29 protein-coding genes and 1 tRNA gene are annotated in these 24,147 nt (G+C 54.1%); 19 read left to right on the forward strand and 11 right to left on the reverse strand.

Translation table 11 applies throughout. From position 1 onward, the window contains the following. Window positions 1-59: 59 nt before the first annotated feature. On the reverse strand, window positions 60-491 hold the full coding sequence (trxC, locus tag F7R27_RS05040) for a thioredoxin TrxC (protein ID WP_151703118.1): 432 nt from the start codon (window positions 489-491) through the stop codon (window positions 60-62). A gap of 95 nt (window positions 492-586) precedes the next feature. Here trxC and F7R27_RS05045 point away from each other — a divergent pair, with 95 nt between their 5' ends. The 13 genes from F7R27_RS05045 to ureG all read left to right on the forward strand — a co-directional run bounded on the left by F7R27_RS05045 (window position 587) and on the right by ureG (window position 10,147). Next, window positions 587-1,192: an ABC transporter ATP-binding protein gene (locus tag F7R27_RS05045; protein WP_151703119.1), complete on the forward strand. Its 606-nt coding sequence runs from the start codon at window positions 587-589 to the stop codon at window positions 1,190-1,192. Then, window positions 1,179-1,970, forward strand: coding sequence for an ABC transporter permease (locus tag F7R27_RS05050; RefSeq protein ID WP_151703120.1), 792 nt, complete (start codon window positions 1,179-1,181; stop codon window positions 1,968-1,970). Before F7R27_RS05045 ends, F7R27_RS05050 begins: the two co-directional genes overlap by 14 nt. A gap of 88 nt (window positions 1,971-2,058) precedes the next feature. Continuing rightward, a complete protein-coding gene (bfr, locus tag F7R27_RS05055; RefSeq protein ID WP_151703261.1) occupies window positions 2,059-2,523 on the forward strand; it encodes a bacterioferritin in 465 nt (154 codons plus the stop codon). A 15-nt stretch (window positions 2,524-2,538) separates the two neighbouring features. After that, window positions 2,539-3,006 (forward strand): bacterioferritin, encoded by a 468-nt coding sequence (gene bfr / locus F7R27_RS05060; protein WP_151703121.1) that lies wholly within the window; start codon window positions 2,539-2,541, stop codon window positions 3,004-3,006. 105 nt (window positions 3,007-3,111) lie between these two features. Then, window positions 3,112-3,999, forward strand: a complete 888-nt coding sequence (locus F7R27_RS05065; protein ID WP_151703122.1) for an ATP-binding protein — start codon at window positions 3,112-3,114, stop codon at window positions 3,997-3,999. Between the two features lie 85 nt (window positions 4,000-4,084). Next, on the forward strand, window positions 4,085-4,915 hold the full coding sequence (locus tag F7R27_RS05070) for an urease accessory protein UreD (RefSeq protein WP_151703123.1): 831 nt from the start codon (window positions 4,085-4,087) through the stop codon (window positions 4,913-4,915). A 268-nt stretch (window positions 4,916-5,183) separates the two neighbouring features. Beyond that, complete coding sequence (gene ureA / locus F7R27_RS05075) at window positions 5,184-5,486, forward strand: urease subunit gamma (protein WP_151703124.1); 303 nt, start codon at window positions 5,184-5,186, stop codon at window positions 5,484-5,486. A 10-nt stretch (window positions 5,487-5,496) separates the two neighbouring features. Beyond that, the gene (locus F7R27_RS05080) at window positions 5,497-5,802 is read left to right on the forward strand and encodes an urease subunit beta (protein ID WP_151703125.1); all 306 of its coding nucleotides are present in this window, start codon (window positions 5,497-5,499) and stop codon (window positions 5,800-5,802) included. Between the two features lie 31 nt (window positions 5,803-5,833). Further along, a complete protein-coding gene (gene ureC / locus F7R27_RS05085) occupies window positions 5,834-7,537 on the forward strand; it encodes an urease subunit alpha (protein WP_151703126.1) in 1,704 nt (567 codons plus the stop codon). 101 nt (window positions 7,538-7,638) lie between these two features. Then, on the forward strand, window positions 7,639-8,175 hold the full coding sequence (gene ureE, locus F7R27_RS05090; protein ID WP_151703127.1) for an urease accessory protein UreE: 537 nt from the start codon (window positions 7,639-7,641) through the stop codon (window positions 8,173-8,175). 39 nt (window positions 8,176-8,214) lie between these two features. After that, window positions 8,215-8,766 (forward strand): HupE/UreJ family protein, encoded by a 552-nt coding sequence (locus F7R27_RS05095; protein ID WP_151703128.1) that lies wholly within the window; start codon window positions 8,215-8,217, stop codon window positions 8,764-8,766. An 8-nt stretch (window positions 8,767-8,774) separates the two neighbouring features. Continuing rightward, window positions 8,775-9,473, forward strand: a complete 699-nt coding sequence (locus F7R27_RS05100) for an urease accessory protein UreF (protein WP_151703129.1) — start codon at window positions 8,775-8,777, stop codon at window positions 9,471-9,473. Between the two features lie 47 nt (window positions 9,474-9,520). Beyond that, window positions 9,521-10,147, forward strand: coding sequence for an urease accessory protein UreG (ureG, locus tag F7R27_RS05105; protein ID WP_151703130.1), 627 nt, complete (start codon window positions 9,521-9,523; stop codon window positions 10,145-10,147). 106 nt (window positions 10,148-10,253) lie between these two features. On the opposite strand, the gene gpt is transcribed toward ureG, so the two are convergent. After that, complete coding sequence (gene gpt / locus F7R27_RS05110) at window positions 10,254-10,757, reverse strand: xanthine phosphoribosyltransferase (protein WP_151703131.1); 504 nt, start codon at window positions 10,755-10,757, stop codon at window positions 10,254-10,256. A 158-nt stretch (window positions 10,758-10,915) separates the two neighbouring features. Then, entirely contained in the window at window positions 10,916-12,694 is a 1,779-nt protein-coding gene (locus tag F7R27_RS05115) for a diguanylate cyclase domain-containing protein (RefSeq protein ID WP_151703132.1), read from the reverse strand. Between the two features lie 218 nt (window positions 12,695-12,912). Between F7R27_RS05115 and F7R27_RS05120 the strand changes: the two genes are divergently transcribed. Continuing rightward, the gene (locus F7R27_RS05120) at window positions 12,913-13,338 is read left to right on the forward strand and encodes a bacteriohemerythrin (protein ID WP_168927429.1); all 426 of its coding nucleotides are present in this window, start codon (window positions 12,913-12,915) and stop codon (window positions 13,336-13,338) included. A 110-nt stretch (window positions 13,339-13,448) separates the two neighbouring features. On the opposite strand, the gene F7R27_RS05125 is transcribed toward F7R27_RS05120, so the two are convergent. The 5 genes from F7R27_RS05125 to modA all read right to left on the reverse strand — a co-directional run bounded on the left by F7R27_RS05125 (window position 13,449) and on the right by modA (window position 17,611). Then, the gene (locus tag F7R27_RS05125; protein WP_151703134.1) at window positions 13,449-14,399 is read right to left on the reverse strand and encodes an SPFH domain-containing protein; all 951 of its coding nucleotides are present in this window, start codon (window positions 14,397-14,399) and stop codon (window positions 13,449-13,451) included. 64 nt (window positions 14,400-14,463) lie between these two features. Next, the gene (locus F7R27_RS05130) at window positions 14,464-14,955 is read right to left on the reverse strand and encodes an NfeD family protein (protein WP_206060378.1); all 492 of its coding nucleotides are present in this window, start codon (window positions 14,953-14,955) and stop codon (window positions 14,464-14,466) included. A gap of 34 nt (window positions 14,956-14,989) precedes the next feature. Next, a complete protein-coding gene (locus F7R27_RS05135) occupies window positions 14,990-16,108 on the reverse strand; it encodes an ABC transporter ATP-binding protein (RefSeq protein ID WP_151703135.1) in 1,119 nt (372 codons plus the stop codon). 3 nt (window positions 16,109-16,111) lie between these two features. Next, window positions 16,112-16,789, reverse strand: a complete 678-nt coding sequence (gene modB, locus F7R27_RS05140; protein WP_151703136.1) for a molybdate ABC transporter permease subunit — start codon at window positions 16,787-16,789, stop codon at window positions 16,112-16,114. Continuing rightward, window positions 16,790-17,611: a molybdate ABC transporter substrate-binding protein gene (gene modA / locus F7R27_RS05145; protein WP_151703137.1), complete on the reverse strand. Its 822-nt coding sequence runs from the start codon at window positions 17,609-17,611 to the stop codon at window positions 16,790-16,792. Window positions 17,612-17,898: 287 nt separating this feature from the next. Here modA and osmF point away from each other — a divergent pair, with 287 nt between their 5' ends. From osmF to F7R27_RS05170, 5 genes are all read left to right on the forward strand, one after another. Continuing rightward, window positions 17,899-18,789: a glycine betaine ABC transporter substrate-binding protein OsmF gene (osmF, locus tag F7R27_RS05150; RefSeq protein WP_151703263.1), complete on the forward strand. Its 891-nt coding sequence runs from the start codon at window positions 17,899-17,901 to the stop codon at window positions 18,787-18,789. Window positions 18,790-18,840: 51 nt separating this feature from the next. Continuing rightward, the gene (locus tag F7R27_RS05155; RefSeq protein WP_240776237.1) at window positions 18,841-19,998 is read left to right on the forward strand and encodes an ABC transporter permease; all 1,158 of its coding nucleotides are present in this window, start codon (window positions 18,841-18,843) and stop codon (window positions 19,996-19,998) included. Further along, window positions 19,995-20,936: an ABC transporter ATP-binding protein gene (locus F7R27_RS05160; protein WP_151703138.1), complete on the forward strand. Its 942-nt coding sequence runs from the start codon at window positions 19,995-19,997 to the stop codon at window positions 20,934-20,936. Before F7R27_RS05155 ends, F7R27_RS05160 begins: the two co-directional genes overlap by 4 nt. Before the next feature lie 17 nt (window positions 20,937-20,953). Next, window positions 20,954-21,694 (forward strand): ABC transporter permease, encoded by a 741-nt coding sequence (locus tag F7R27_RS05165; protein ID WP_151703265.1) that lies wholly within the window; start codon window positions 20,954-20,956, stop codon window positions 21,692-21,694. A gap of 45 nt (window positions 21,695-21,739) precedes the next feature. Further along, a tRNA-Pro gene (locus tag F7R27_RS05170) sits at window positions 21,740-21,816 on the forward strand. 55 nt (window positions 21,817-21,871) lie between these two features. Here F7R27_RS05170 and F7R27_RS05175 read toward each other — a convergent pair. Genes F7R27_RS05175 through F7R27_RS05185 form a run of 3 tightly spaced genes read right to left on the reverse strand, consistent with a single transcriptional unit; the run spans window position 21,872 to window position 24,093 of the window. Further along, window positions 21,872-23,014 (reverse strand): MFS transporter, encoded by a 1,143-nt coding sequence (locus F7R27_RS05175; RefSeq protein WP_151703139.1) that lies wholly within the window; start codon window positions 23,012-23,014, stop codon window positions 21,872-21,874. Continuing rightward, window positions 23,002-23,739 (reverse strand): arsenical resistance protein ArsH, encoded by a 738-nt coding sequence (gene arsH / locus F7R27_RS05180; RefSeq protein ID WP_151703140.1) that lies wholly within the window; start codon window positions 23,737-23,739, stop codon window positions 23,002-23,004. Before arsH ends, F7R27_RS05175 begins: the two co-directional genes overlap by 13 nt. A gap of 51 nt (window positions 23,740-23,790) precedes the next feature. Beyond that, entirely contained in the window at window positions 23,791-24,093 is a 303-nt protein-coding gene (locus tag F7R27_RS05185; protein WP_409523094.1) for an ArsR/SmtB family transcription factor, read from the reverse strand. Window positions 24,094-24,147: the final 54 nt, after the last annotated feature.

Consider the following 24,147-nt stretch of genomic DNA (forward strand, 5'->3'; position numbering starts at 1 on the left):
GCTGACTCCTCCTGAGGCAATCGGTGATCACATCAAGTATTGCAGCTCAGCCCTGAAGGTCAAAGGTGTTGTTCTACCCAGGCCTTGAACTGAGCAGGTGGCAGAGCGCCAGACAGGCGATCAACCTCCTTGCCCTGTTTGAACAGTATCAGTGTGGGAATGCTGCGGATGCCGAAGCGTTGCGCGAGTCCCTGTTCTGCCTCTGTATCGACCTTGCCGAGGCGCACCGAGGGCTCCAGTGCTGCTGCGGCCTGTTCAAAAACAGGTGCAAACTGTTTGCAGGGGCCGCACCATGATGCCCAGAAATCCACCACCAGTGGCAGGTCCGAACTGGCATGTGCGTTGAAATAGGCCTGTGTCAGGTTGATGGGGTGCCCGCTGAACAAGGGTTGTTTGCAGGCACCGCAACGACCCTCTGTAGAGGTGCGGTTGCTGGGTACCCGGTTTTTGCGATGGCAATGCGGGCAGGCAAGAATCTGTGAATCGGACATGGCAGTTTCTCCGGTGTTTGTGCTTAGATGGTGTTGGTTGAGATATATTTCAATCCTCTTATCTATTTTCTACCCCATGATCAGGAAACATCAGGATGAGTCTGATTTTGCGACAGCTGGCCGTAGGGGATTTGAAGCCTCTCTCACTGGAGATAGCACCGGGTGAAATTCTATGCCTCTCAGGAGCCTCCGGCAGCGGTAAAAGCCGTCTGCTGCGGGCCATTGCTGATCTTGACCCGCATCAGGGCAGCGTATGGCTCGAAGGTACAGAGCAGTCGAGTGTATCAGGACACTGCTGGCGGAACTGGGTGCGTCTGGTCCCGGCGGAGAGTCAGTGGTGGTTTGAAACGGTAGAGGAGCACTTTCCAGCTGACAAGGAGCAGGATCTTTCCGCACTGGGGCTAAAGCAGAAGATGCTTAAATCGCCAGTGAGCAGGCTTTCATCAGGCGAAAAGCAGCGGCTGTCACTGGCAAGGGCTTTGGCGGTAGCACCGCGAGCTTTGTTACTGGATGAGCCGACAGCTAATCTTGATCCGGATGCCACTGAGCAGATTGAGCGCTGGTTGCTGCAGTCAATCAGGGCGCATCAATGGCCTGTGATCTGGGTGGCGCATGATCCGGAGCAGATAGCGCGTGTGGCGAGTCGCCATTACCAGCTTAAAGCAGATCAACTGAGGGAGGTTAGCCATGGAAGTGATTGATCTGGCCTGGTGGCAATTGGGGCTGGCGGCACTGATGGTGGTCGCGCTGGCGATCTGCTCTCATCTGGTGCGTCTGGGGGTGGAGAAGAGCCTGCTGATTGCAGCCGTTCGCACGGTGGTGCAGCTGAGTCTGATCGGTCTGGTGCTGGAGGCGCTGTTTGCGACTACTGCGCTGCACTGGGTTGCACTGATGGCACTGGCGATGCTGCTGATTGCAGGACGCGAGGTGACACGGCGTCAGAAACGACGTCTGACCGGTGGCTGGGGCTTCGGTATCGGTACCCTGTCGATGTTTCTATCCTCCTTCGCGGTCACGATTCTGACACTGACGGTGATTATCGGCCCCGATCCCTGGTATACCCCGCAGTATGCGATTCCTCTGCTGGGTATGATGCTGGGCAATACCATGACCGGGGTGGCGATCAGTCTGGATCGCCTGACCGAAACTGCCTGGCAGCAGCGTGCGGCAATAGAAGGCCGCCTGATGCTGGGACAGACCTGGCAGCAGGCAATAACCGACATACGCCGCGATGCAATGCGCAGCGGCATGATACCGACGATCAATGCAATGGCGGCAGCCGGCGTCGTCAGCCTGCCGGGGATGATGACCGGTCAGATACTCGCCGGCAGCTCGCCTGCGCTGGCGGTGAAATATCAGATACTGGTGATGCTGACCATAACGGTTGGAGTGGGTTTCGGAACGCTGGCAGGCGTCACGCTGGCCAGTCGTCGTTTGTTTGATGGTCGGGAGCGCCTGCGTATGGATCGTCTTGTCTAGGTTTTCATCGCTTTGGGGGTTTGTATTCTCGAGGTTGCTTGATCATACTTCTCCCATCTGAACAGATGGATCTTTGCGGAGAAAGATGATGAAGGGCAATAAGCAAGTTATCAAAGAGTTGAATAAAGTACTCGTGTCGGAGCTGACTTCGATCAACCAGTACTTTCTGCATGCGCGCATGTATCGCAACTGGGGGCTGAACGAGCTCGATGAGGTGTGCTACAAGAAGTCGATCAAGGACATGAAACAGGCCGATAAACTGATCGAGCGGGTGCTGTTTCTGGAAGGACTGCCAAACCTTCAGGATCTGGGCAGGCTGAAGATCGGTGAGGATACGGTTGAGATGCTCGGCTGCGATGAGGCATTCCAGAAAGAACAGCTCGAACTGCTGCGTCATGCCATAGCTTTGTGCGAAAAAGAGCAGGACTATATCAGTCGCGAGCTGCTGGAAGATATTCTGGAGTATGAAGAGGAGCACCTCGACTGGCTCGAAACGCAGCAGTATCAGGTTCAGAATCTGGGGCTGGAAAACTATCTGCAGTCTAAAGTGTAAAGGGAGAGTAACGAAATGAAAGGCAATACCCAGATAATCGCTGCGTTGAATAAATTGCTGGCCAACGAGCTGGCGGCGATGGATCAGTACTTCATTCACTCCCGCATGTATCAGGACTGGGGCTTGAACAAGCTGTATGAGCGTATTGATCATGAGTTCGATGATGAAAAGGGTCATGCATCCAAGCTGATAGAGCGTATTCTATTCCTGGAAGGCACGCCGGATATGTCCACACGTGATGTGATCAACGTGGGCAAGGATGTACCAGCTATGCTGCAGAGCGACCTGGATGTGGAGTATAAGGTTGCTGGCATGCTCAAGGAGACGATAGCCCTGTGCGAAAAAGAGCAGGATTATGTCACGCGGGAGATGCTGGAAACCCTGCTGGATGATACCGAGGTTGATCACGCCTACTGGCTGGAAAAACAGCTGGGTCTGATTAAACTGCTCGGTCTGCAGAACTACCTTCAGTCGCAGATCTGATTCTGCTGGTTTAATTGTTCTGCTGGTCACTTCCGCTTATGCTCAGAGGTCAACGCCGACACATTTATGTGACGGTGACACTATCTGAGCATAAGAGGTGAGTGGATGTCTGAACAGGCATTTCAGCGAGCAATACTGGCTGAGCTCAAGCGTATCGCCAGTGCACTGGAGCAGGATCATCGCCCCCCGGAGGTCGATTGGCGCAGCGTTGAAGCGGGTGTCTGGCGACAGCGCGAGAATGACGGCTGGATCGAGCCGATCAGTGCAGCCAGCCCGGTGGCATTGACTGATCTGGTAGGAATCGATCGCCAGCGTGAGCGAATCGTTACGAATACCCGCCAGTTTCTGGATCGGCTGCCAGCCAACAACGTGCTGCTCTGGGGCGCTCGCGGAACAGGCAAATCCTCGTTAATCCGTGCTTTGCTGCGTGCCTATGCGGTAGAGGGCTTGCGCGTGCTGCAGGTGGATCGTGATGATCTGCTGCACCTGCCAGCGATTCTGTCGCACCTGTCGGCACAACCTTTCCGTTTTATTCTCTATTCTGATGATCTCTCTTTTGAACGCAATGATGCCAATTACAAACGGTTGAAGAGCGCGCTGGATGGTGCGTTGTCATCGGCACCGGATAATGTGTTGATCTACGCCACATCCAACCGTCGGCACCTGTTGCCGGAATCCTCGACCGATAACCTCCAGGCAAGCTGGGTTGATGGCGAACTGCACCCCGGGGATGCAATAGAGGAGACGATCTCGCTGTCGGACCGTTTCGGCCTGTGGATCAGCTTCTATCCCTTCAATCAGGATACTTACCTTGCAGCTGTCCAGCACTGGATAGGTCAGTTGGCGGTCCGGCATGGACTTGAGTATCAATGGACGGAAGCGCTGCAGAAAGAGGCGGTCAGTTTCGCTCAGGCACGCGGAGTACGTTCCGGGCGCAGCGCCTGGCAGTTTGCCTGTCAGTGGGTAGGGGCTGCGGCACTGCAATCGTACTAACAGTGAGTTGTTAAAAAACAATCTGGCACTAACCTTGCTTCAATCAACCTGACACTTTTGTGATAGTGATGGAATCGAGGTTGAGATGAATGTTGCAGTGACCCGTAAAGGCTGGGAGGCCGAGCTGGAGATGGTGTTCTCCAGCCGACATGGCGCAACCCGACTGAGTAAGCGGAGCCGGCGTGGGCCACTGGCGCTGCAGCGCCCATTTTATCCTGAAGGCGAGGTGTGTCACACCTATCTGCTGCACCCACCGGGTGGTCTGGTGGGGGGAGATCAGTTGCAGATCAACCTCAGGGTTGAGCAGGGTGCACACGCTCTGCTTACGACGCCCGGTGCAACTAAATTCTATCGCTCCGATGGACGTCTGGCTCAGCAGCGCCAGCATCTGGTGGTGGATCAGGATGGTGCTCTGGAGTGGTTTCCTCATGAGAATATCTATTTCCCCGGCGCGATTGCGCAGCTTGATACCCGCCTGGAGCTGGCAGCCAGCAGTCGCTTTATCGGCTGGGAGCTGCAGTGCCTCGGGCGTCCGGTGATCGATGAGGTATTCACCTCGGGGGAGGTCAGAGCAGGTCTGACGCTGATGCTGGAGGGGAAGCCTGTCCTGATTGAGCAACTGGTCACCGAAGGGGATCAACTGATCCGTTCGGCATCCGGTCTGCGACAGCATCCGATGAGCGGCACGATGATTATTTACGCGCCGGATCTTCCTGATATTGAGCCGATTCGAGAGCTGTTGGCTGAATCGCACCAGGTTGTTTCGGCAGCGACCTGTGTTGATGGCGTACTGGTGGTCCGACTGCTGGGTAACCGTACCGAATCGATGCAGCGCATCATGATTAGTATCTGGCAAATGATTCGTCCACAGGTGTTTGGCAGGCCAGCCTGCCTGCCGCGTATCTGGTCTACCTGAAGCTATCTCTATTTTCATGCTTTATGGTGCATCGCTTTACTGCATTGTTTAGGTGCATAAAAGGAGAGTGCTTTTCAATGTGCACTGTTCTCGTGCACATTCATTTATCCCCGAAACAGCATCACCCGTGAACCTCTACTGAATTGGTTGATTTCGCGTTGTGCGCCATTTTGGTACGCAGTTTGCAAAAGTACCGTCAGACACACCGAACTGAGTGAAGACTAGCTTAGCCAAGACAAGCTTAGCCAAAACAAGCAGGAGCTGACTGATGGAGCTGACCCCACGCGAGAAAGACAAACTGATGCTGTTTACGGCAGGTCTTCTGGCCGAACGGCGTAAGGCACGTGGCCTGAAGTTGAACTACCCGGAAGCGATTGCTTATATCAGCGCCGCAGTTCTGGAAGGGGCTCGCGATGGAAAAACGGTGGCAGAGTTGATGGATTATGGCCGTACCCTGCTCACGCGCGATGAGGTGATGGAAGGGATAGCCGAGATGATCCATGACGTTCAGGTGGAAGCCACTTTCCCGGATGGCACCAAGCTCGTGACTGTCCACGAACCGATTGTCTGAGGAGAGAAACATGATTCCCGGTGAAATGCAGGTAATGGCAGGTGATATCGAGCTGAATGTCGGTCGCGACACTCTGACGGTGGAGGTCGCCAATACCGGTGATCGACCGGTGCAGGTCGGCTCTCACTATCACTTCTTTGAAACCAATCAGGCACTGCGCTTTGATCGTGACCCCACGCGTGGCTATCGCCTCAATATAGCGGCCGGTACGGCTGTGCGGTTTGAGCCGGGCCAGAGCCGAACGGTTGAGCTGGTGGCCTATGACGGTAAGCGCGAAGTCTATGGATTTCAGGGCCAGATTATGGGCGCGCTCTGAGCGCAGCAGCAACTGACAGGAGTGCGTGAACATGGCAAAGATTTCCCGGCAGGCCTATGCCGAAATGTTTGGACCGACAACCGGTGATCGCCTGAGACTGGCAGATACAGAGCTTTGGCTGGAGGTTGAGAAGGACTTCACCATCTATGGTGATGAGGTCAAGTTTGGCGGGGGTAAGGTGATCCGCGATGGTATGGGGCAGAGCCAACGCCCTGATTCCGAAACCATGGATCTTGTGATCACCAATGCGCTGATTATCGATCACTGGGGTATCGTCAAGGCGGATGTCGGCATCAAACATGGCCGCATTGTCAGTATTGGCAAGGCGGGCAACCCGGATGTGCAGCCTGGTGTCACGATTGTGATCGGGCCAGGTACGGAGGTGATTGCCGGTGAGGGGCAGATACTCACGGCAGGAGGCGTCGACTCGCATATCCACTTTATCTGCCCACAGCAGGTTGAAGAAGCACTCAGCTCCGGGGTTACCACCATGCTTGGTGGTGGCACCGGCCCTGCCACAGGTACTAATGCCACCACCTGTACACCCGGCCCCTGGAACATCTATCGCATGCTGGAGGCGGCTGACTCAATGCCGATGAATCTGGGCTTTCTTGGTAAGGGAAATGCGAGCCAGCCAGAGGCGCTGCGTGAGCAGATTGCGGCTGGCGCGATGGGGCTCAAACTGCATGAAGACTGGGGAACCACACCCGCAGCCATCGACTGCTGTCTGAGTGTTGCGGACGAGATGGATGTGCAGGTCGCGATCCATACCGATACCCTGAACGAGTCGGGTTTTGTCGAGGATACGCTGGCTGCCATCGGTGGCCGAGTGATTCACACCTACCATACCGAGGGGGCGGGTGGCGGCCATGCGCCGGATATCATCAAGGCGTGTGGTGAATCCAATATTCTGCCGTCCTCCACCAATCCGACCCGACCCTACACGATCAATACGGTGGATGAGCATCTGGATATGCTGATGGTCTGCCATCATCTTGATCCGTCGATTGCTGAAGATGTGGCGTTTGCGGAATCGCGGATACGGCGTGAAACCATCGCTGCGGAAGATATTCTGCATGATCTGGGGGCGTTCTCAATGATCGCGTCTGATTCCCAGGCGATGGGGCGAGTCGGTGAGGTGATCATCCGCACCTGGCAGACGGCGCACAAGATGAAGGTGCAGAGGGGAGCTCTCAGTGGCGACACGTCCCGCAATGATAATAACCGCATCAAACGTTACATCGCCAAATATACGATCAACCCGGCACTGACACATGGTATCGCGCACGAGGTCGGCTCCATCGAGCCGGGTAAGCTGGCAGATCTTGTGCTCTGGAAACCCGCTTTCTTTGGCATCAAGCCCAGTCTGATCGTCAAGGGCGGGATGATTGCGATGGCGCCGATGGGCGATCCCAACGCTTCCATCCCGACCCCTCAGCCCTCTCATTATCGCCCCATGTTCGGTTCCATCGGGCGTGCCGTACAGAGCACCTCAATGCTGTTTCTGTCACAGGCAGGGATTGCGGCGGGTGTGCATGAGAGCCTGGGGCTGCGCAGCCGGATCGGTGAGGTGCGCGGCTGTCGTACCGTGACCAAGGATAAGATGATTCTGAACAGCTACCAGCCGGTGATAGAGCTTGATTCCCAGACCTATGAGGTGCGCGCCGATGGTGAGCTACTGGTGTGCGAACCGGCAGACTGCCTGCCGATGGCGCAGCGCTACTTTTTGTTTTAGGTGCGCTGATTTAGGTGCGTTGTTTCAGGTGAGCTGTTTTAGATGCGCTGTTTCAGAAGTGGGCTTTCACGTTTATACGCAGTTTTTAAAGGATAGGCACAATGATTCGATTTACCCGAAAACTGGATGACGCAGCACAGGCGAATGTCAGCCTCAGCCTGCCGATAGACCAGCGGATTCGCAGCCGATTGCGGGTGACCCTGGATGATGGCCGTGAAGCGGGGCTATTTTTGCCGCGGGGCCAGATTCTGCGCGGTAGTGATCTGCTGGCGAGTGAGTGCGGGCTGATCGTGGTGATCAAGGCGGCGCCTGAATCGGTATCCACTCTCTACAGTGATGATCCCTTTGCTCTGATGCGGGCCAGTTACCACCTGGGCAACCGCCATGTACCGCTGCAGATAGCACCGGGATTTGTGCGCTACCAGCATGATCATGTTCTGGATGCGATGGTAGAGGGTTTGGGGTTGAGTGTGACCTGTGAAACAGCGCCTTTTGAACCAGAGGCCGGAGCCTATGCCGGTGATGGGCATGGTGGCCATCATCATGGCGATCATCAGGATGGTCATCACCACAACCATCAACAAGGCCATCAAAAAGACCATCACCACGATCATCACAAACATGACAACGATGAATAGCAGGATCACTGCACTGACGACCGACAGAAGGAAACACGCATGAAACTGATCAAGACGATGACGTTTACCCTCGCTCTGTTGAGCTCTCCATTGGCACTGGCGCATGCGGGTGTTCATCTCAGTCATGGCTTTGTTGAAGGGCTGTTGCATCCGTTGACCGGCCTGGATCATCTGCTGATGCTGCTGGGTGTGGGTGCAATGGGAGCCTGGATGGTGGCCGAGAAACGCTATGCACTCTATGCCGGTGCGATCATCTCCCTGCTCGGTGGTGCACTGCTGGGGCTGGCAACCGGTTGGGGTGCCGGTGTTGAGGAGATGATTCTGCTGTCACTGTTTGTAATAGCCGCTTGTCTCTTTTTCAAACGCAGCAATCCAGTGGCGATGGTGGCGGCCCTGATGCTGGTGCTGTTTCATGGCTGGGCGCATGGGATCGAGATGCCGGCAGGTGATGTGTCAGCCTTTCTGCCGGGTATGTTGCTGATGGCGACGGTTCTGATGGCTGTTGGCTTTATGCTGGGCAAGCTTATCCAGCCCAAATGGCTGGGGGCGGGCAGTGGTGTGGCAGCGGCTCTGATCGCAGCATTGGGTTGAGCCGATTCATGCTGTCTGACCTGCGTCTTTTCCAACTTATCAGCCCAGCCCTGCCGGTGGGTGCGTTCACCTATTCTCAGGGGCTGGAGTGGGCGATCGAGGCGGGTTGGGTGGTGGATGCTGATTCGCTGGCGGACTGGCTCGGCAGTGTCATGCAGCACAGTGTGATGTCGCTGGAACTGCCGATTCTGATCCGTCTGCATCGTGGTTTTTCGGCGTTACATCTCGTTAATGAAGCTTCTGAGGCTGAAGCGACAAAGCAGATGATTCGTGACTGGTGCCAGTATCTGATCGCCAGTCGAGAGAGCGCTGAACTCAGGGCAGAGGAGCGACAGCGGGGTAAGGCACTGGCCGTTTTGTTGCCATCTCTGGCGATCGATCTGCCGCCTGATACTGCTGATGCGATCCGACAGACACAACTGGCCGGTATGGCGCTGGCAGCTGTGCGCTGGGGCATTGCAGAAGAAGCCCTGTGCCAAGGTTATCTGTGGAGTTGGCTGGAGAACAGTGTGATGGCAGGGGTCAAGCTGGTGCCTCTGGGGCAGACGGCGGGGCAGCAGTTGCTGCTGAAACTGTCAGAAAAGGCTCCCCTGATGATTGAGCAGGCGTTGTCCTTGCCGGATGCGTTGGTCGGCAGTTCAACCCCGGCGCTGGCGATCGCATCCAGCCGCCATGAAACCCAATACACCCGGCTGTTTCGTTCCTGATACGGAACTTGAGCTATTCATTCAATGATAATTCTGGATAAATGATAATGAGCGACTACAAATCCCCTCTGCGAATCGGTGTCGGTGGTCCGGTTGGCTCCGGTAAAACCGCACTGCTTGAAGTACTGTGTAAAGCGATCAGAGATAATTTCAGCATCGCGGTCGTCACCAACGATATCTATACCCAGGAGGATGCCCGCATCCTGACCCAGGCAGAAGCCTTGCCGGCTGATCGCATCGTGGGTGTTGAAACCGGAGGTTGTCCTCACACAGCGATTCGTGAAGATGCCTCAATGAATCTGGCAGCGGTCGAGGACCTTGCACGGCTGCACAAGGATCTGGATGTGGTCTTTGTCGAAAGTGGCGGCGATAACCTCAGCGCTACCTTCAGCCCGGAACTGGCGGATCTGACCATCTATGTGATTGATGTGGCAGAAGGGGAGAAGATTCCACGCAAAGGTGGCCCAGGCATCACGCGTTCAGATCTGCTTGTGATTAACAAGATCGACCTGGCGCCCTATGTTGGCGCTGATCTGAGTGTGATGGAGTCGGATACCAAGCGGATGCGCCCCGGCAAGCCCTATGTGTTTACCAATCTCAAGACCGGTATCGGGCTGGATGTGATCATTGAATTCATTATCAGGCAGGGGATGCTTGAAGCCAAGGCGGGATGACTATCGGTTAACAATCGCCCACATGCGTGTCTTATATTTCAGTCACACATGTGGGCAGCGTCTCTGTAAAGCAGTCTCAGTAAAAGCCTCCTCAACTAAACCAGTATCAGCGAGGATTGCGCTCAGCCAGCGGTGCGGAGAAGGTGTACTCCATATCCCAGGGGAAACGGATCCAGGTATCCTGGCTTACTTCTGTAACAAAGGTGTCTACTAAGGGCTTGCCGGCTGGTTTGGCATAGATCGTAGCAAAATGTGCCTTGGGCAGCATCTCGCGGACATGACGGGCGGTCTTGCCGGTATCAACCAGGTCATCAATCAGCAGCATCCCTTCGCCATCACCCTCAATACCTTTCAGGATATTCAGCTCACCCTGAAGTAAGGCTGTGCCACTGTCGGCATCTGTCTCGTAACTGGTGACACAGATGGTGTCGATCAGTCGAATATCCATTTCTCGGGCGAGGATGGCTGCAGGAACAAGACCTCCACGGGTGATTGCCACGATACCCTTCCACGGGCCCATTTCAAGCAGGCGCCAGGAGAGCGCTCGGGCATTACGGTGCAGTTCTTCCCAGGATACGGGGAAGTCCTTGTTGTATGGATTAACTGACATGATGTGGCTCTCCATGGGGTTGACGCCTTCAGGCCATCACCCTTTGTCAAGGTAATGGCCTGTTACAAAGGCGCGACCCCGTTAAAAAAGTGCGCTATTTTAACCTGCTGTCGTCTATTTGTCAGTCAGAAAATAGGCATCAGTACTGCCTGGCTGTATCAGGTTTTAACTTTCGATTCGACCTCATAAAAACGCCATGAGGATTTACCTGATGCTTTGGCCTGATACATGGCCGCATCACCTGCTATCATAAGCTTGTCAAGCGATGTGCCATGTTCAGGGTAAAGCGCTATGCCAATACTGACACCTATTTCACACACCTTATCCTGATACTCGATGGGCGCTCTGATAGCCTGAATCACCTTGTCGGCAACAACGCTGGCATCCTCTTCTGAGGCGATATTTTCCAGCAGTATGACAAATTCATCACCCCCGATGCGCACAACCGAGTCACTGCCACGTATCTCAGAGCGAAAGCGCCCAGCCACAATCTTCAATACCTCATCACCAGTAGTGTGGCCATACTGATCGTTGATCGGTTTGAACCCATCGAGGTCCATGTACAGCAGCGCCATGCGCTGATGATTACGACGAGCCTTGAGATCGGCTACGTTGAAGCGATCATAGAATTGTGTACGGTTGGGCAGGCCGGTAAGGCTGTCATGTTCAGCCATATGGCGGATTAGGTCCTCTGAGGCTTTACGTGAGGTGATATCTATCATGGTGCCGATCGTACCTACAACCTGCCCGTTGGCGTCCTGGTGTGTTGTGGCTCGAACAACCACCCAGAGAAAGGTGCTGTCAGCACAGCCGATACGAAACTCCTCCATATAGGGTGTGCTGTCAGTGTTTCTGATCAGTGCAAAGCAGCGCTCTTGGGCGCGGGGGTGTTCATCCGGATGCAAAAGCTCAATCCAGTCCCTGCCCAATCGGCTCTTGATGGTAAAACCGGTCAGAGATTGAAACGCCGGGTTCAGGTAGGTAATCCGTCGCTTGTTATCTGTCTGAAAAACGACATCCTTGATATGCTCAGACAACTCACGATAAAGCCTTTCAGAGGACTCAAGTCGGTAGGTCTGGCGACCAATATACCAGACAAACAGGGTGCTGATGAGTGCCAGGAGTACGCCGGTAGTTTGCAGCAGCATCACTAGCCACAGATGCTTTCCGGTTGATCCGGCTGTAGGTCTGGCTGCGATCTGCCATTCGCCGTTAAGCACTTTTACCTGGCTGTAGATAACTGCCGGGTCATTGAAAATAGTAGGATCGCCGTAAAAAATGGCACCTTCTTTGCCCATTCCATCAACCCCCCGCAAGGCAATATTGAGGGGGTTGTCCGCTCCGTCAATACCGGCGAACTGGAGTAACTGCTCGAAGTCTATTGGAGTGCTCATCAGTCCCCAGTAGCGATCACTGCCATCAGACTCCGTGACAAAAACCGGTACACGATGAATCACTCCCATACCACCCTGAGCGAGATGATGCGGGCCAGCAAGGACAGGTTGGCCAGTTTCCATGACACGACGTGTAGCTGCTCCCTGCTGAGGGTGGTTGAGGATATCCAGCCCTAACGCGGCTTCATTGCCTTCCAGCGGATAGACATAACGGATGATATTATCTGGAGCCAGGGTGATATTTCTTATCACTGTATCCTGCTCAAGCAACTGAGCTGAAATGGCTTCAAACAATGCATGTTCGATATCACCAGTGGTTGACACAAAAGCCACGAGTCCTGCCGTCAGATTGATGGCACCATTGAATGCGCCCTCAAGCTGAGCACGCATCTCAGACAGTTTTTCAACATGGAGAGCGCGTTCCTGTTTGAGAGCCTGGCTGTCATAAAGGGCTGCAGCTACAAAGAAAAACAACCCTGTCACTATTCCGACTATCGGAGGTGATAAGGGTCTGATAAACCGCAACAAATTGAAACGTTTCATGCTGTGAGCATCCGTTTTACTGCCAAGTGCTGCTCCCCCGGCTTTCCATGAACTCAGTCATTTACGCTATTATAGGCATAATAGACCCTTTGGTGTGAAAGGGATTCGGTTTTGATTTGAAGAGTGTAACAGGTTAGTGTGTAACCTTAATCCGGCAGTATGATCAGTTTGATGCTGAACAGCCTGTCGAAAAAATGAACAATGTGGGGAACCAAGTAATGTCAACTCATCTTGAGGCCGTTGATCACGTGGGTATGCAGACCACTCACGAGGAAGAGATGGCGCTTTTTGAAAAGATAAGTGCATATATTCATGAGATTCGCAAAGGCTCTGAGCACAAGCAAGAGCTTGAAAATCTGCTTATCACTTTGCTTGAACATGCTCAGCTGCATTTTGCTGAGGAAGAGCAGATGATGCAGGAGATCGACTTTCCGTCCTATGAGGCTCATGCTCAGGAGCATACTGAGGCTCTGGTCAGGCTGGAAGCGATCGTTGAAACCTGGCGCAAATACGAGAATCTGGATGTGCTGGAGCGAGGTTTGATGATCGATTATTACGACTGGCTGAAGCATCATGTTCTGACGATGGATATGCTGACAGCACGTTTTATCAATATTCATCAAATGCAGCAGGAAGCTTCCTGACTGGTCAATTGATCAGAGGCGGAGTTCAGAGGTGGAGAGTGAGTGGCCCCAGACCCGATTATCGGGCCTGGAGCTTTGTCTATGTCAGTTACTTTAATGAGACGGCGGGATTATCTGTTCTGATCGAGCAGTTCCTTCAGGCTGCCAACAGCACCCAATACGCTGGATGACTCGTATGGCAGGAAGACGCGATCGCCCTCTTTAGCGATCTCGGGCAGGGTTTTAAGGTACTCAAGACCAAGCAGATAACCGATAACCAGCTTTGGATCAAACTGTCCGCCACCTGCAGCCAGGATCTGGTCAATAGCCTGGCGCTCACCTTCAGCACGCAATATGGCAGCCAGTTTTTCACCCTCGGCAACCAGTACGTTCGATTCCTTCTCACCCTGCGCTCTGGCGATGGCAGCTTCACGCTCACCATTGGCCTGAAGCACCAGAGCACGACGCTCACGCTCAGCAGCCATCTGCTTACGCATCGCATCTTCCACTTCACGAGGAATAGTGATGTCCTGGATCTCGACACGGGTAACCTTCACCCCCCACTTGTTACCGGCCTCATCCATGACGATCTGCAGTTTATCGTTGATCTCCTGGCGTGACTCAAAGAGTTTATCCAGCTCCATCTTACCCATTTCGGAACGCAATGAGGTTTTGGCCAGAATCTCAATCGCCTGCACCAGGTTCTCTGCCTGATACACGGCTCTCTCAGGATCGATTACCTGGAAATAGAGTGCTCCATTGACCGAGACACTGACGTTATCGGCTGTCACCACTGACTGTCCCGGGAAGTCGAGGACCGTTTCACGACGGTCTATGCGTGTCACTTCACTGACGATCGCAACAGGTTCGTTGTTGATGATCTGATATCCACGCATCTTGATCGAGCGCGGCAGGTCTACAAAAGGAATGATCCAGTTGATACCGGGTGAGAGAGTCTTGTGATAACTGCCGAGGCGCTCAATGACGATCGCTTCGGACTGCTGAACGATCTTCAGCCCTTTGATGACGAGTATCAGCACCATGATGCTGATGATAATCGCTATGACTAGCATGACTTCCATTCTTGTATCCTTGCTGTATATCGGTGGTTTGAGGTGTCGTTGTTGAACTGTGGTTAATGATGCTTCAGTCAGTCAGCGCGGTGATGCCATCAAATCGTATGATCTGGATCTTCTCGCCTGGGTGAAGTTCACGCGCCGAGAGACTCTTGACTGGGTAGCTGTCACCTTCAACACTGACTCGCAGGCTACCCTGGTTATTCAGAAAAAGCCTTCCGGACAGCATATGTTCTTCACCGGCCAGCGCACTTCGGCGCTGAGACGGTGAAATCTTTGAGAAAAGAAATTTCAGCAGTGGTGCAAGCACCGCAGCTGCACCGGCGAAGGCAAACCATTGCGCCGAAACAGGCAGGCCGATCAGCGCAGCCAGCATGCCAAATAAAGCGGCAATACCGATCGCGAGGGCATAAAATCCGGTTCCAAGAAGTTCAACGATCATTAAAATGACGGCTGCTATGAGCCAGAAGTGCCAGGCATCCATGGTAATATCCCTATCATCTGGTGGATCAAACAGAATCCCCTCCAGCCTTGTCGGCCCAAAGTCGCACGTCCCAACCATGAGAGATTGCTCCGATGCGATCTCGGAGGATCAACTAGAGTATAGCAGAGTGGAAGATATGCATAGCCTTTGTCTTAAGGCTGAGTGTGACTGGCATACCGACTTTCAGGCTCTGACGTTCAACATAGTGATGAGGGACATAAAAACCGATAGGCAACTCCGGCGCATGCTGTGGCGTGATGCGTAGGCTCGCATGAGGCCCAAGCCTGACCAGTTCGCTGATGGTACCTGCAACCGGGTTCTCGCTGTCGCCGGGTACCGGACGATCCGGGCGCTGCAGCAGGATACTCTGGGGTGGGGCCATCCAGCTCAATGTATCTCCGGGATTGAAGGGCTCTTTCGATTGAATCTTCAGTGAAATGCCCGACCAGTCGAGCGTCAGTAATTCATCATCACGACTGATGACTTGGGCGCTGAAAATATTCTGCATGCCAAGTAGTCTAGCAACCACTGGCGTTGCCGGGTGAGACATCAGCTCATCCGGGGTGGCGACCTGCAGTTGTTTGCCATGATGCAATACGCAGATGCGATCAGCCAGTTGCAAGGCCTCATCCAGATCATGTGTGACCAGCAGCGTCGGAATATCAATCGATTGGCGTAGAACTACCAGTTCACGCCTGAGCTTGACCCTTGTCACCTGATCCACCGCAGAAAAGGGCTCATCCAGCAGCAGCAGGCGCGGATGAGGCGCCAGTGCGCGGGCCAGTGCCACGCGCTGTCGCTGGCCACCCGAGAGTTGACGGGGGCGTCTATTTTCCAGGCCGCTCAGATTGACGCGTTGCAACCATTGATCTGCCACCAGCGTACGGTTGGCCGCCGGAATACGGCGCAACGCCAGCAGCAGGTTTTGGCGTGCGCTCAGATGCGGAAAGAGCGCATAGCTCTGGAATACCATCCCGACATGACGGGTTTCCGGCTTAAGTGAAATACCACGTGAGGAGTCAAACCAGCACTCACCATTATTCAGAATACTGCCATCCACCTGCTGATAGAGGCCAGCCAAAGCCCTGAGCAACGTTGTTTTTCCGCTCCCGGACGGACCGACCAAGGCTACCAGTTCTCCGGGGTGGCATTGCAGATCCACATCCAGCGGGATATCGCCTGTGCCGCGCAACCTGATGCGAAGTCCTGCTTTTGTCTGTATCTCAGTCATGCTCTATCCGGCGTCAGATTGTTTGTGATCTATCTGGAAGCTTTTCCACTGCAACAGCAGCAGACTGAAGAAAGCGATTCCCAGCAGCAGCAGCGCCATGTTTCCGGCAGCATCCATATTAAAGGCCTGAACCTGATCATAGATGGCAATCGACAGGGTACGTGTTTCTCCCTCCAGGTTACCCCCAACCATCAGTACCACACCGAACTCTCCCAGTGTGTGTGTAAAGGTGAGCAGAAACGCACCGAGCAAACCGGGCCATACGAGGGGCAGCTCCACTTTCCACAAAGACTGCCAGGCATTCAGACCACACACGCGCGCGGCATCTCTTATCTCGGAGTCGATATTGGAAAAGGCATGCTGGACTGGCTGAATCGCAAAAGGCAGATTGGCAATCAGAGACGCCAGCAGCAGCCCCTCAAAACTGAATGCCAGAGAGCGATTGAACAACCAGTGCCAGAGGCTACCCAGCGGGGCATCAGGCGAAATGCTGAGCAGAAAGTAATACCCCAACACTGTCGGCGGCAATACAAGCGGCAGAAAGATCAGGCTTTGAATGAAAGGGCGTGCCGGTATCTGTTTCCAGGCCAGTGCACGGCCCATGAAGATGCCCAGTGGCAGCAGCAATACACTGGTCCAGAATGCCAGCTTCAGCGAGATCTCAAGCGCTTTCCATTCCATTCAGGGGGATCCGAATCCGTGAGTTGACAGGATATCCAGTGCGGGTTGTTCCTGGAGAAACTGATAAAAAGCCTTGGCAGCAGGGCCTGCATTATTCATCAACACCATACGCTGGCGCAGCGGGATGTGCGCTGTTTCCGGGATCAACCATGCCTGCCCCGGCAGGTCACGACTCTTCAGCAGGGGCCAGGCCACTATGCCGGTGCGTGCAGCACCTGACAGGGCAAACTGCACTGCCTGAGCGGCATTTTCACCCAGTACCATTCTTCCAAGCAAAGGCTCTTCAAGTGACAGGGTCTGCAACCAGCTCATCGCAGCAACACCATAAGGGGCATGACTGGGGTTGGCAATGGAGAGCCGACTGCTCTTGTCTGTGTTATCCAGCCAGGCCCTTAAAGCCGATTCAGCATCAGTTGCATCAAGCGGGTCCCGACTGAAAAAAGCGATACGACCCCGCGCATAGTCAGTGCCCTGATCCAGTGTAAGCCCATCGTCGTAGAGCATCTCAACGTAATTGGCCTGGGCAGAGAAAAAAAGCTCAAAAGGCGCGCCCTGGCGCAGTTGAGTGGTAAAAACACCTGACGAACCATAGGTAACCTGCACTCTGTGTTCCGACTGTTGATGAAACAGCTCCTGAACCTCCTTCAGGGCCAGTTGCAGGTCGGCAGCGGCAGCCACCCGAGCAGGCGGCTGTGATTGTGCAACAGAGGTAAATGATAGTGTCAGAGCTGTCAGGGTAAGGAGCAGAGGTGCGCACACCCTTTTCAGGATAGAGTTTTTCAGAAGAGAAGACTTAACTTTTTTGTATGTGTATGTGCTCATCACGTAAATTCCCGGGCAGGTAGTGTGAATCTATGCATCTGAGGACTATAACGCAACATGCAATACCTGACTATAAAGTCAACAAAATATTAATGAGTACTACTTAGTTGGTAGTTGGTAGTTGGTAGTTGGGGTTTATTTTAATCTTGCTTGGAAAATGCCCTGAGCAGGCATCGAGGCTTATTAAGGTGTCATTATTCAAGAGCATCTTCTATGCTTTCAAAACATGAGTTGAGATCAGGGTGGATTTAAGGATGCAGAGTCTGGATGCAAAAGTGCGCAAAATAATGCTGGTATTGCTGTTGGCACTGTTTGCCTTCGGTACTGTTCATGCGCAGGCGCAGGTTGTCGTTTCTTCGAAAATTGATACCGAGGGCGCCGTTCTCGGGCAGATCATCTATCAGGCGCTGGAGCGGGCAGATATTCCGGTTGAGGATAGAATTCAACTGGGCGGTACCAGTATTGTCCGTGGTGCCCTTATTGCCGGTGAAATCGGTATCTATCCGGAGTATACCGGTAATGGTGCCTTCTTCTTTGACCGAGCTGATAGCCCGGTGTGGAAAAATGCGCAGGAAGGGTACGACCTGGTGAAACAGCTGGATCTTGAGGCCAATCAGTTGGTCTGGCTGGAACCTGCGAATGCCAACAACACCTGGGCAATGAGTGTGCGTGGTGATCTTGCGCGTGAGCATGGTCTTGTCACACTGGATGATCTGGCTGCCTATCTGGCATCCGGTGGTGAATTCAAATTTGCAGGCAGTGCCGAGTTTGTCGAATCCCCCAGTGCATTACCTGCTTTTCAGGAAGCCTATGGATTTACCCTTGGATCGGATCAACTGCTGATTCTGTCGGGTGGTAACACCGCCGCAACCATGCGTGCAGCGGCGCTGCAGACCAATGGCGTTAATGCGGCCATGACCTATGGCACAGATGGAGGATTGCAGGCACTCGATCTGCTGGTGCTGGAGGATACAAGAGGAGTGCAGCCGGTATATCAGCCAGCCCCGGTGGTCAGGGCGGATGTGCTGGAAGCTTATCCTCAGATCAGCGATATTCTCAAGCCGATTTTCATGGCACTGGATCTTGAAACCCTGCAGCGTCTGAACGGGGATGTTGCCGTGCAGGGGGCAGATGCGGCTCAGGTGGCCAGTGATTTTCTGGATAGCCTGAATCTCTGAGTTCGGTTTATCTGAAACTGTGAGCTTCTGAATCTGCCGGGATTGCTGTACGTGAAATCGACCTTGCCCGTTAACCGGGTTTTATTGGTGCTGGTATTGCTGGCACTGGCATCCCTCTGGGGGCTGGATTATGCCAGTGTGCAGCCTAATCGTATTGTGCCCGGAGCCGGGCAGTCGCTGATGTCGGCTCTGGGCTGGCCCTGGGCATCCGTTCTGACACTGCTGTTGGTTATCTGTGCATGCACTCCTGTGCGTTCATCAAGAGCTTTGTTGTATCAACTGATGATTGTCGTCCTGCTGATACTTCAGTTGCCTTTGAGCCTCGGCTGGTTTATCGAACGTCATATTGATCCCGCTTTGCCCTATGCTCGTGCCGGTATTGGTGCGGGTTTCTGGGTACTGTTGTTCCTGCTTGGATTGATGCTGATCGAGATCAAACAGCGCATCAGGCTCCATGCCGGCTGGTCACTGGTTATCTGGTTGTTGATACTGGCTGTTATTCTGATTTCTGTGCCCTGGCTTGAGCCTCTGGCACTGATGCGTGAGTATCAGACGCGATCCCAGCAGTTCGCTCAGGCATTGCGCAGCCATCTGGCGCTGGTTGGCGGGGCAGTCGGATTCAGTCTGGTATCCGGCTTTATACTGGCGCTGCTGCTCAATCGTTATCCCGCTGCACGCAAAAGCTGCTTTGGTGTGCTCAGTTTTATCCAGACCATTCCCAGCCTCGCGCTGTTTGGCCTGCTGATTGCGCCACTCAGTTACCTCTCTGCCAATTCGCCTTTGCTACAACAGCTGAATGTGCGTGGTATCGGCTGGGCACCGGCACTGCTGGCGCTGATTGCCTACAGCCTGCTGCCAATGGTGCGCAATACCTTTATCGCTCTGCATGAAGTCAGTGCTGATGTGCTGGAGTCTGCGCGCGGTATGGGGATGAGCCCCAGGCAGGTGTTTATGCAGGTGCGCCTGCCTCTGGCGCTGCCAATCATTATTGAAGGGGTTCGGATCACTACCATTCAGGCGATAGGTTTAACGGCGGTGGCAGCACTGATCGGGGCCGGTGGGTTCGGTACTTTTATTTTTCAGGGGCTTGGGCAGGCGGCTATGGATCTGATTCTGCTGGGGGCACTGCCCATTATTGTGCTGGCGCTGTTGGCCGATGCTTTTTTCAGCGCAGCGGCTGATCGTTTCAAGCCGGGAGTCAAAGGATGATAGAGCTGATCAATGTCAGTAAGCGTTTCGGGGATGCCACCGCAGTGGATGATATATCGCTGACCATCGAGTCGGGCGAGTTCTGTGTGCTGGTGGGCACCTCAGGCTGCGGCAAGTCAACGACGCTGCGTATGATCAATCGATTGCTGCCTCACTCGGATGGTCGCATCAGAATCGATGGCGAAGAGATCTATCAGATTGATGAGCAGAAGTTGCGCAGGCGTATCGGCTATGCGATTCAGAGTACCGGTCTGTTTCCACACTGGAGTGTTGAACGCAATATCTCGGTGGTGCCGCGTCTGTTGGGTTGGCCAGCGGCGAAGATCGATGCCCGTATCCGCGAACTGCTGGCGTTGCTGGATCTGCCTTATGAGGAGTTTGCCGGCAAGTTTCCGAGTCAGTTGTCGGGTGGTCAAGCACAGCGGGTTGGTGTTGCACGGGCGCTGGCAGGAGACCCGGATATCCTGCTGATGGATGAACCTTTTGGTGCGCTGGACCCGATCACACGTGAAAGTCTGCAGAATGAGCTGCTCAGGATACAGTCGCAGATCCATAAAACCATCGTATTCGTGACCCATGATATGGATGAAGCGCTGAAGCTGGCGACGCGCATAGTGGTGATGGATAAGGGAAAGATCGTGCAGCAGGACACTCCGCAGCAGCTGTTGCGACATCCTGCTAGTGAGTTTGTGGAAAGCCTGCTCGGAGGTCAGGAGCGAGGCTTGAAACAGGCGGGCTTGCTCAGATCGGGTGATCTGATGCAGCTTACAGATGACATGATTGATGGTGATGGACCATCGCTGCAGGCCACAGACAGTATCAGGGTGGCGTTGTCATTGATGCTGACACACCATTGTCGCAGCCTGCCGGTTCTGGATCAGCAGGGTAATCAGATCGGGGTGCTGCATCTGGATCAGTTACTGGAGCCTGCCCCGTGAGTCTTGTTCGCAGAATCATGCATCAGGGTTTCATGCCGCTTTTCTGGTTGGCGCTGCTGCTGAGTGCTGCGCTTGGGTTACACCAATTGGAAACGCTGTTTCAGTGGATTCAGCCGGATACACGCGCGGTGATCTACAGTCGTGACAGTTTTCTCAGCCTGCTGCTGAATCATCTGAGCATTGTCGGCATCGCAGCTCTGGTATCGATAGTGATCGGTGTCGGTGCAGCCATCGCCGTTTCCCGTCCCTGGGGCAGGGATTTCCTGCCATTGGTCAGCCAAGTGGCCTCCATCGGTCAAACCTTTCCGCCAGTGGCTGTATTGGCGCTGTCTGTACCTCTATTCGGTTTCGGTGCTGTGCCAACGATGTTTGCTCTGATTCTGTATGGCCTGCTGCCGATCGTGCGTAATACCCTGGTTGGGTTGCGGGGGATTGATTCATCTGTGCTGGAGGCAGCCAGAGGAGTTGGCATGTCATCTGTTCAGGTGCTGCTGCAGGTAGAGCTGCCACTGGCAATGAATGTGATTCTGGCGGGTATCAGAACCTCGGTGACAATCAATATCGCAACCGCGGCCATAGGCTCGACTATCGGTGCCAGCACCCTGGGTGATCCGGTGATCTCCGGCCTGGTCAATGGCAACACGGCTTATGTGCTGCAGGGAGCGATTCTGATCGGTCTGCTGGCGGTGACAGTTGATAGTCTGTTTGAGCGCTTGCAGAACAGCTTTTCTGTGATGGAGGATAGATTAATCAAGTAGGTATTGCGCTCAGGGCGCACAGGATTAAAATATCCACAGCAGTATCGGAGTGTAGCTCAGCCTGGTAGAGCACTACGTTCGGGACGTAGGGGTCGCAGGTTCAAATCCTGTCTCTCCGACCAATACTGCATCCTCCCAGTGCCAGCTATCTTATCGGCTTTCTCTTCAATTCCGATTTCAAGATGGTAGGACTCTGTGCTTTCTCCATTGCCGAAATATCAGCAGTGCAATCAGTAGCGTCACACTCCAGTAGAACCAGTCGAGAATGCCCTGAGTCACCAGCACGGCAGCGATCAGTGCGCCGCAGGCGGCTGCCAGATCGCGCCAGAAAGTAAAGGTGTTGAGCGAGAGCTGGCGTGCCGTATCATCGATCGCTTCATCAGCCAGCAGTTTGGGTAGCAGAATCATCACCAGCCCGTGCCCGATAATCGCCAGAACACTGGCGAAGATGATGCCTGCTCCCGGCATCAGCAGGCCGGATATCAGCAGTAGTCCCAGAGCACCATAAAGCCATACTGTCAGACGATCAAAAGGGTTGAAGCGCACGGTGATCAGTCCGACGCTGAGGTTGAATATTCGCTTACCCACCATCAGCAGTGCTGCAGTGGCGAGTGCTGCTGCAGTGGTTCTGTCCAGCGCAACGAGCTGAGGGGCCAGCATCACCATCCAGACACCATCAAACAGCAGACAGACCAGAAAGGTGATCTGATGCCAGCCGGTGGGCCAGGGAAAGGTTGCTCTTGCCGATCCGACACCGTTTTTTTCGGGCTTTGGCAATGCCAGAGCGGGCAACAGGGCGATCAGGCATAGAGTACTGGCCAGAATCAGCACAGCCGAGATTGATAGATGCAGAGTCAGCCAGGGGGTTGCCAGCAGTACCAGTAACGGGCCTATCTCCTGAAAGGTGGTATACCAGCCGAGGTTTTTCATACTGCTGGCTTTATGCTCAGTGGCGTAATGCAGGCAGGCCAGACGCATCAGTGCGTAGGCACAACCCCATAGCAACCTGGCCAGCAGCAGTATCCAGGGGCTGGCGATCACCACGAAGCAGAGGCTGGCCAGTGTGGCCAGCACGACCGCCTGCAGTGTCGCGTTGCGTGCCCCGACGCGTTGAAAGTACTGCACCAGCCAGGGATTTATCAGCAGCCGGACAAAACGGTTGGCCGACAGCAGCAGTCCGACCCAGAGCAGCGTGATGCCAAAGGATTCGAAGTAGAGCGGCAGCAGCAGATAAAGGATAGCATCGGAGACCAGCGTCAGGGTCAGAACCAGACTGGCCAGAATCGTTGCATGGCTGGACCGATCTATCAGCCGCAGCATGACACTTTGACTTTAGTGGTGTCATGATTATCGGTCATGCTGTTTCCTTCGGCGGCATAGAGCTCCTTGTTTTCGGAAAAGCGAAAGGTCAGCAGTTCGCCATGGTTGCGCATCAGCAGGGTAATCCGAAACAGCTCCTCCATGACATCCACCACACGGTCACGATAGCTGGAGTCTTTCATGCTGCCATCTTCGTTGAACTGCTGCCAGGCCATCGGCACAGAGGATTGATTGGGGATGGTGAACATTCGCATCCAGCGCCCCAGTATACGCAGGGCATTAACAGCGTTGAATGACTGCGAGCCACCACTGACCTGCATTACGGCGAGGGTTTTACCCTGGGTCGGACGAACGTTGTTCAAAGTCAGTGGTATCCAGTCGATCTGGTTCTTGAACACTGAGGAAAGATTGCCATGAATCTCCGGCGAACTCCAGACCATGCCTTCACTCCAGCTGGCCAGTTCGCGCAGTTCCCTTACCTTGGGATGATCAGCAGAGGTGTGGTCAAACACCGGCAGACCAGCCGGATCATAGACGCGCACTTCGGCGCCAAAGTCAGCCAGGATCGTGGCGGCCTCCAGTGCCTGCTTGCGACTGAAAGACTCAGGTCGCAGCGATCCGTAGAGCACCAGAATGCGAGGTGGGTGCTGGTTCTGGCGTTGTTGTCCCTCCGCCAGTTGGCGCAGGGTTTTACTGATGTTGTGATGGGGAGTCAGCGGCTTCATGGCTTAATCCTTTTATGTTTCTGGATTTATCGAAATATTTGGGCGAAAAAATCAACAACGTTCATCGGCACAGCACTCCTCCATCAGAAACTGGATCAGCAGATTCAGGCGTTCATACTGCGCATGACATCTGAGCACACGCCCTTCACGTACCTGCACGACCAATCCAACCTTAAGCAAACGGCTGATATGGTGCGAGAGAGTGGAACCCGGGACATCAAGCTGCTGCTGAATATCAGCGACCGGCATACCCCGGTTGCCAGCCTTTACCAGTATACGATAAAGGCTGAGGCGGGTAGGGTGGCCCAGTTCTGCGAGCTGCTCTGATGCCTGTTCGAGTGTCAGTCTTGTCATTTGGCTGATTATGACATGGAAACAGAGGTCGTCAAGATATTTCTAGAATAATGG

This window comes from Nitrincola alkalilacustris (assembly GCF_008973755.1).
Taxonomy (GTDB): domain Bacteria; phylum Pseudomonadota; class Gammaproteobacteria; order Pseudomonadales; family Balneatricaceae; genus Nitrincola; species Nitrincola alkalilacustris.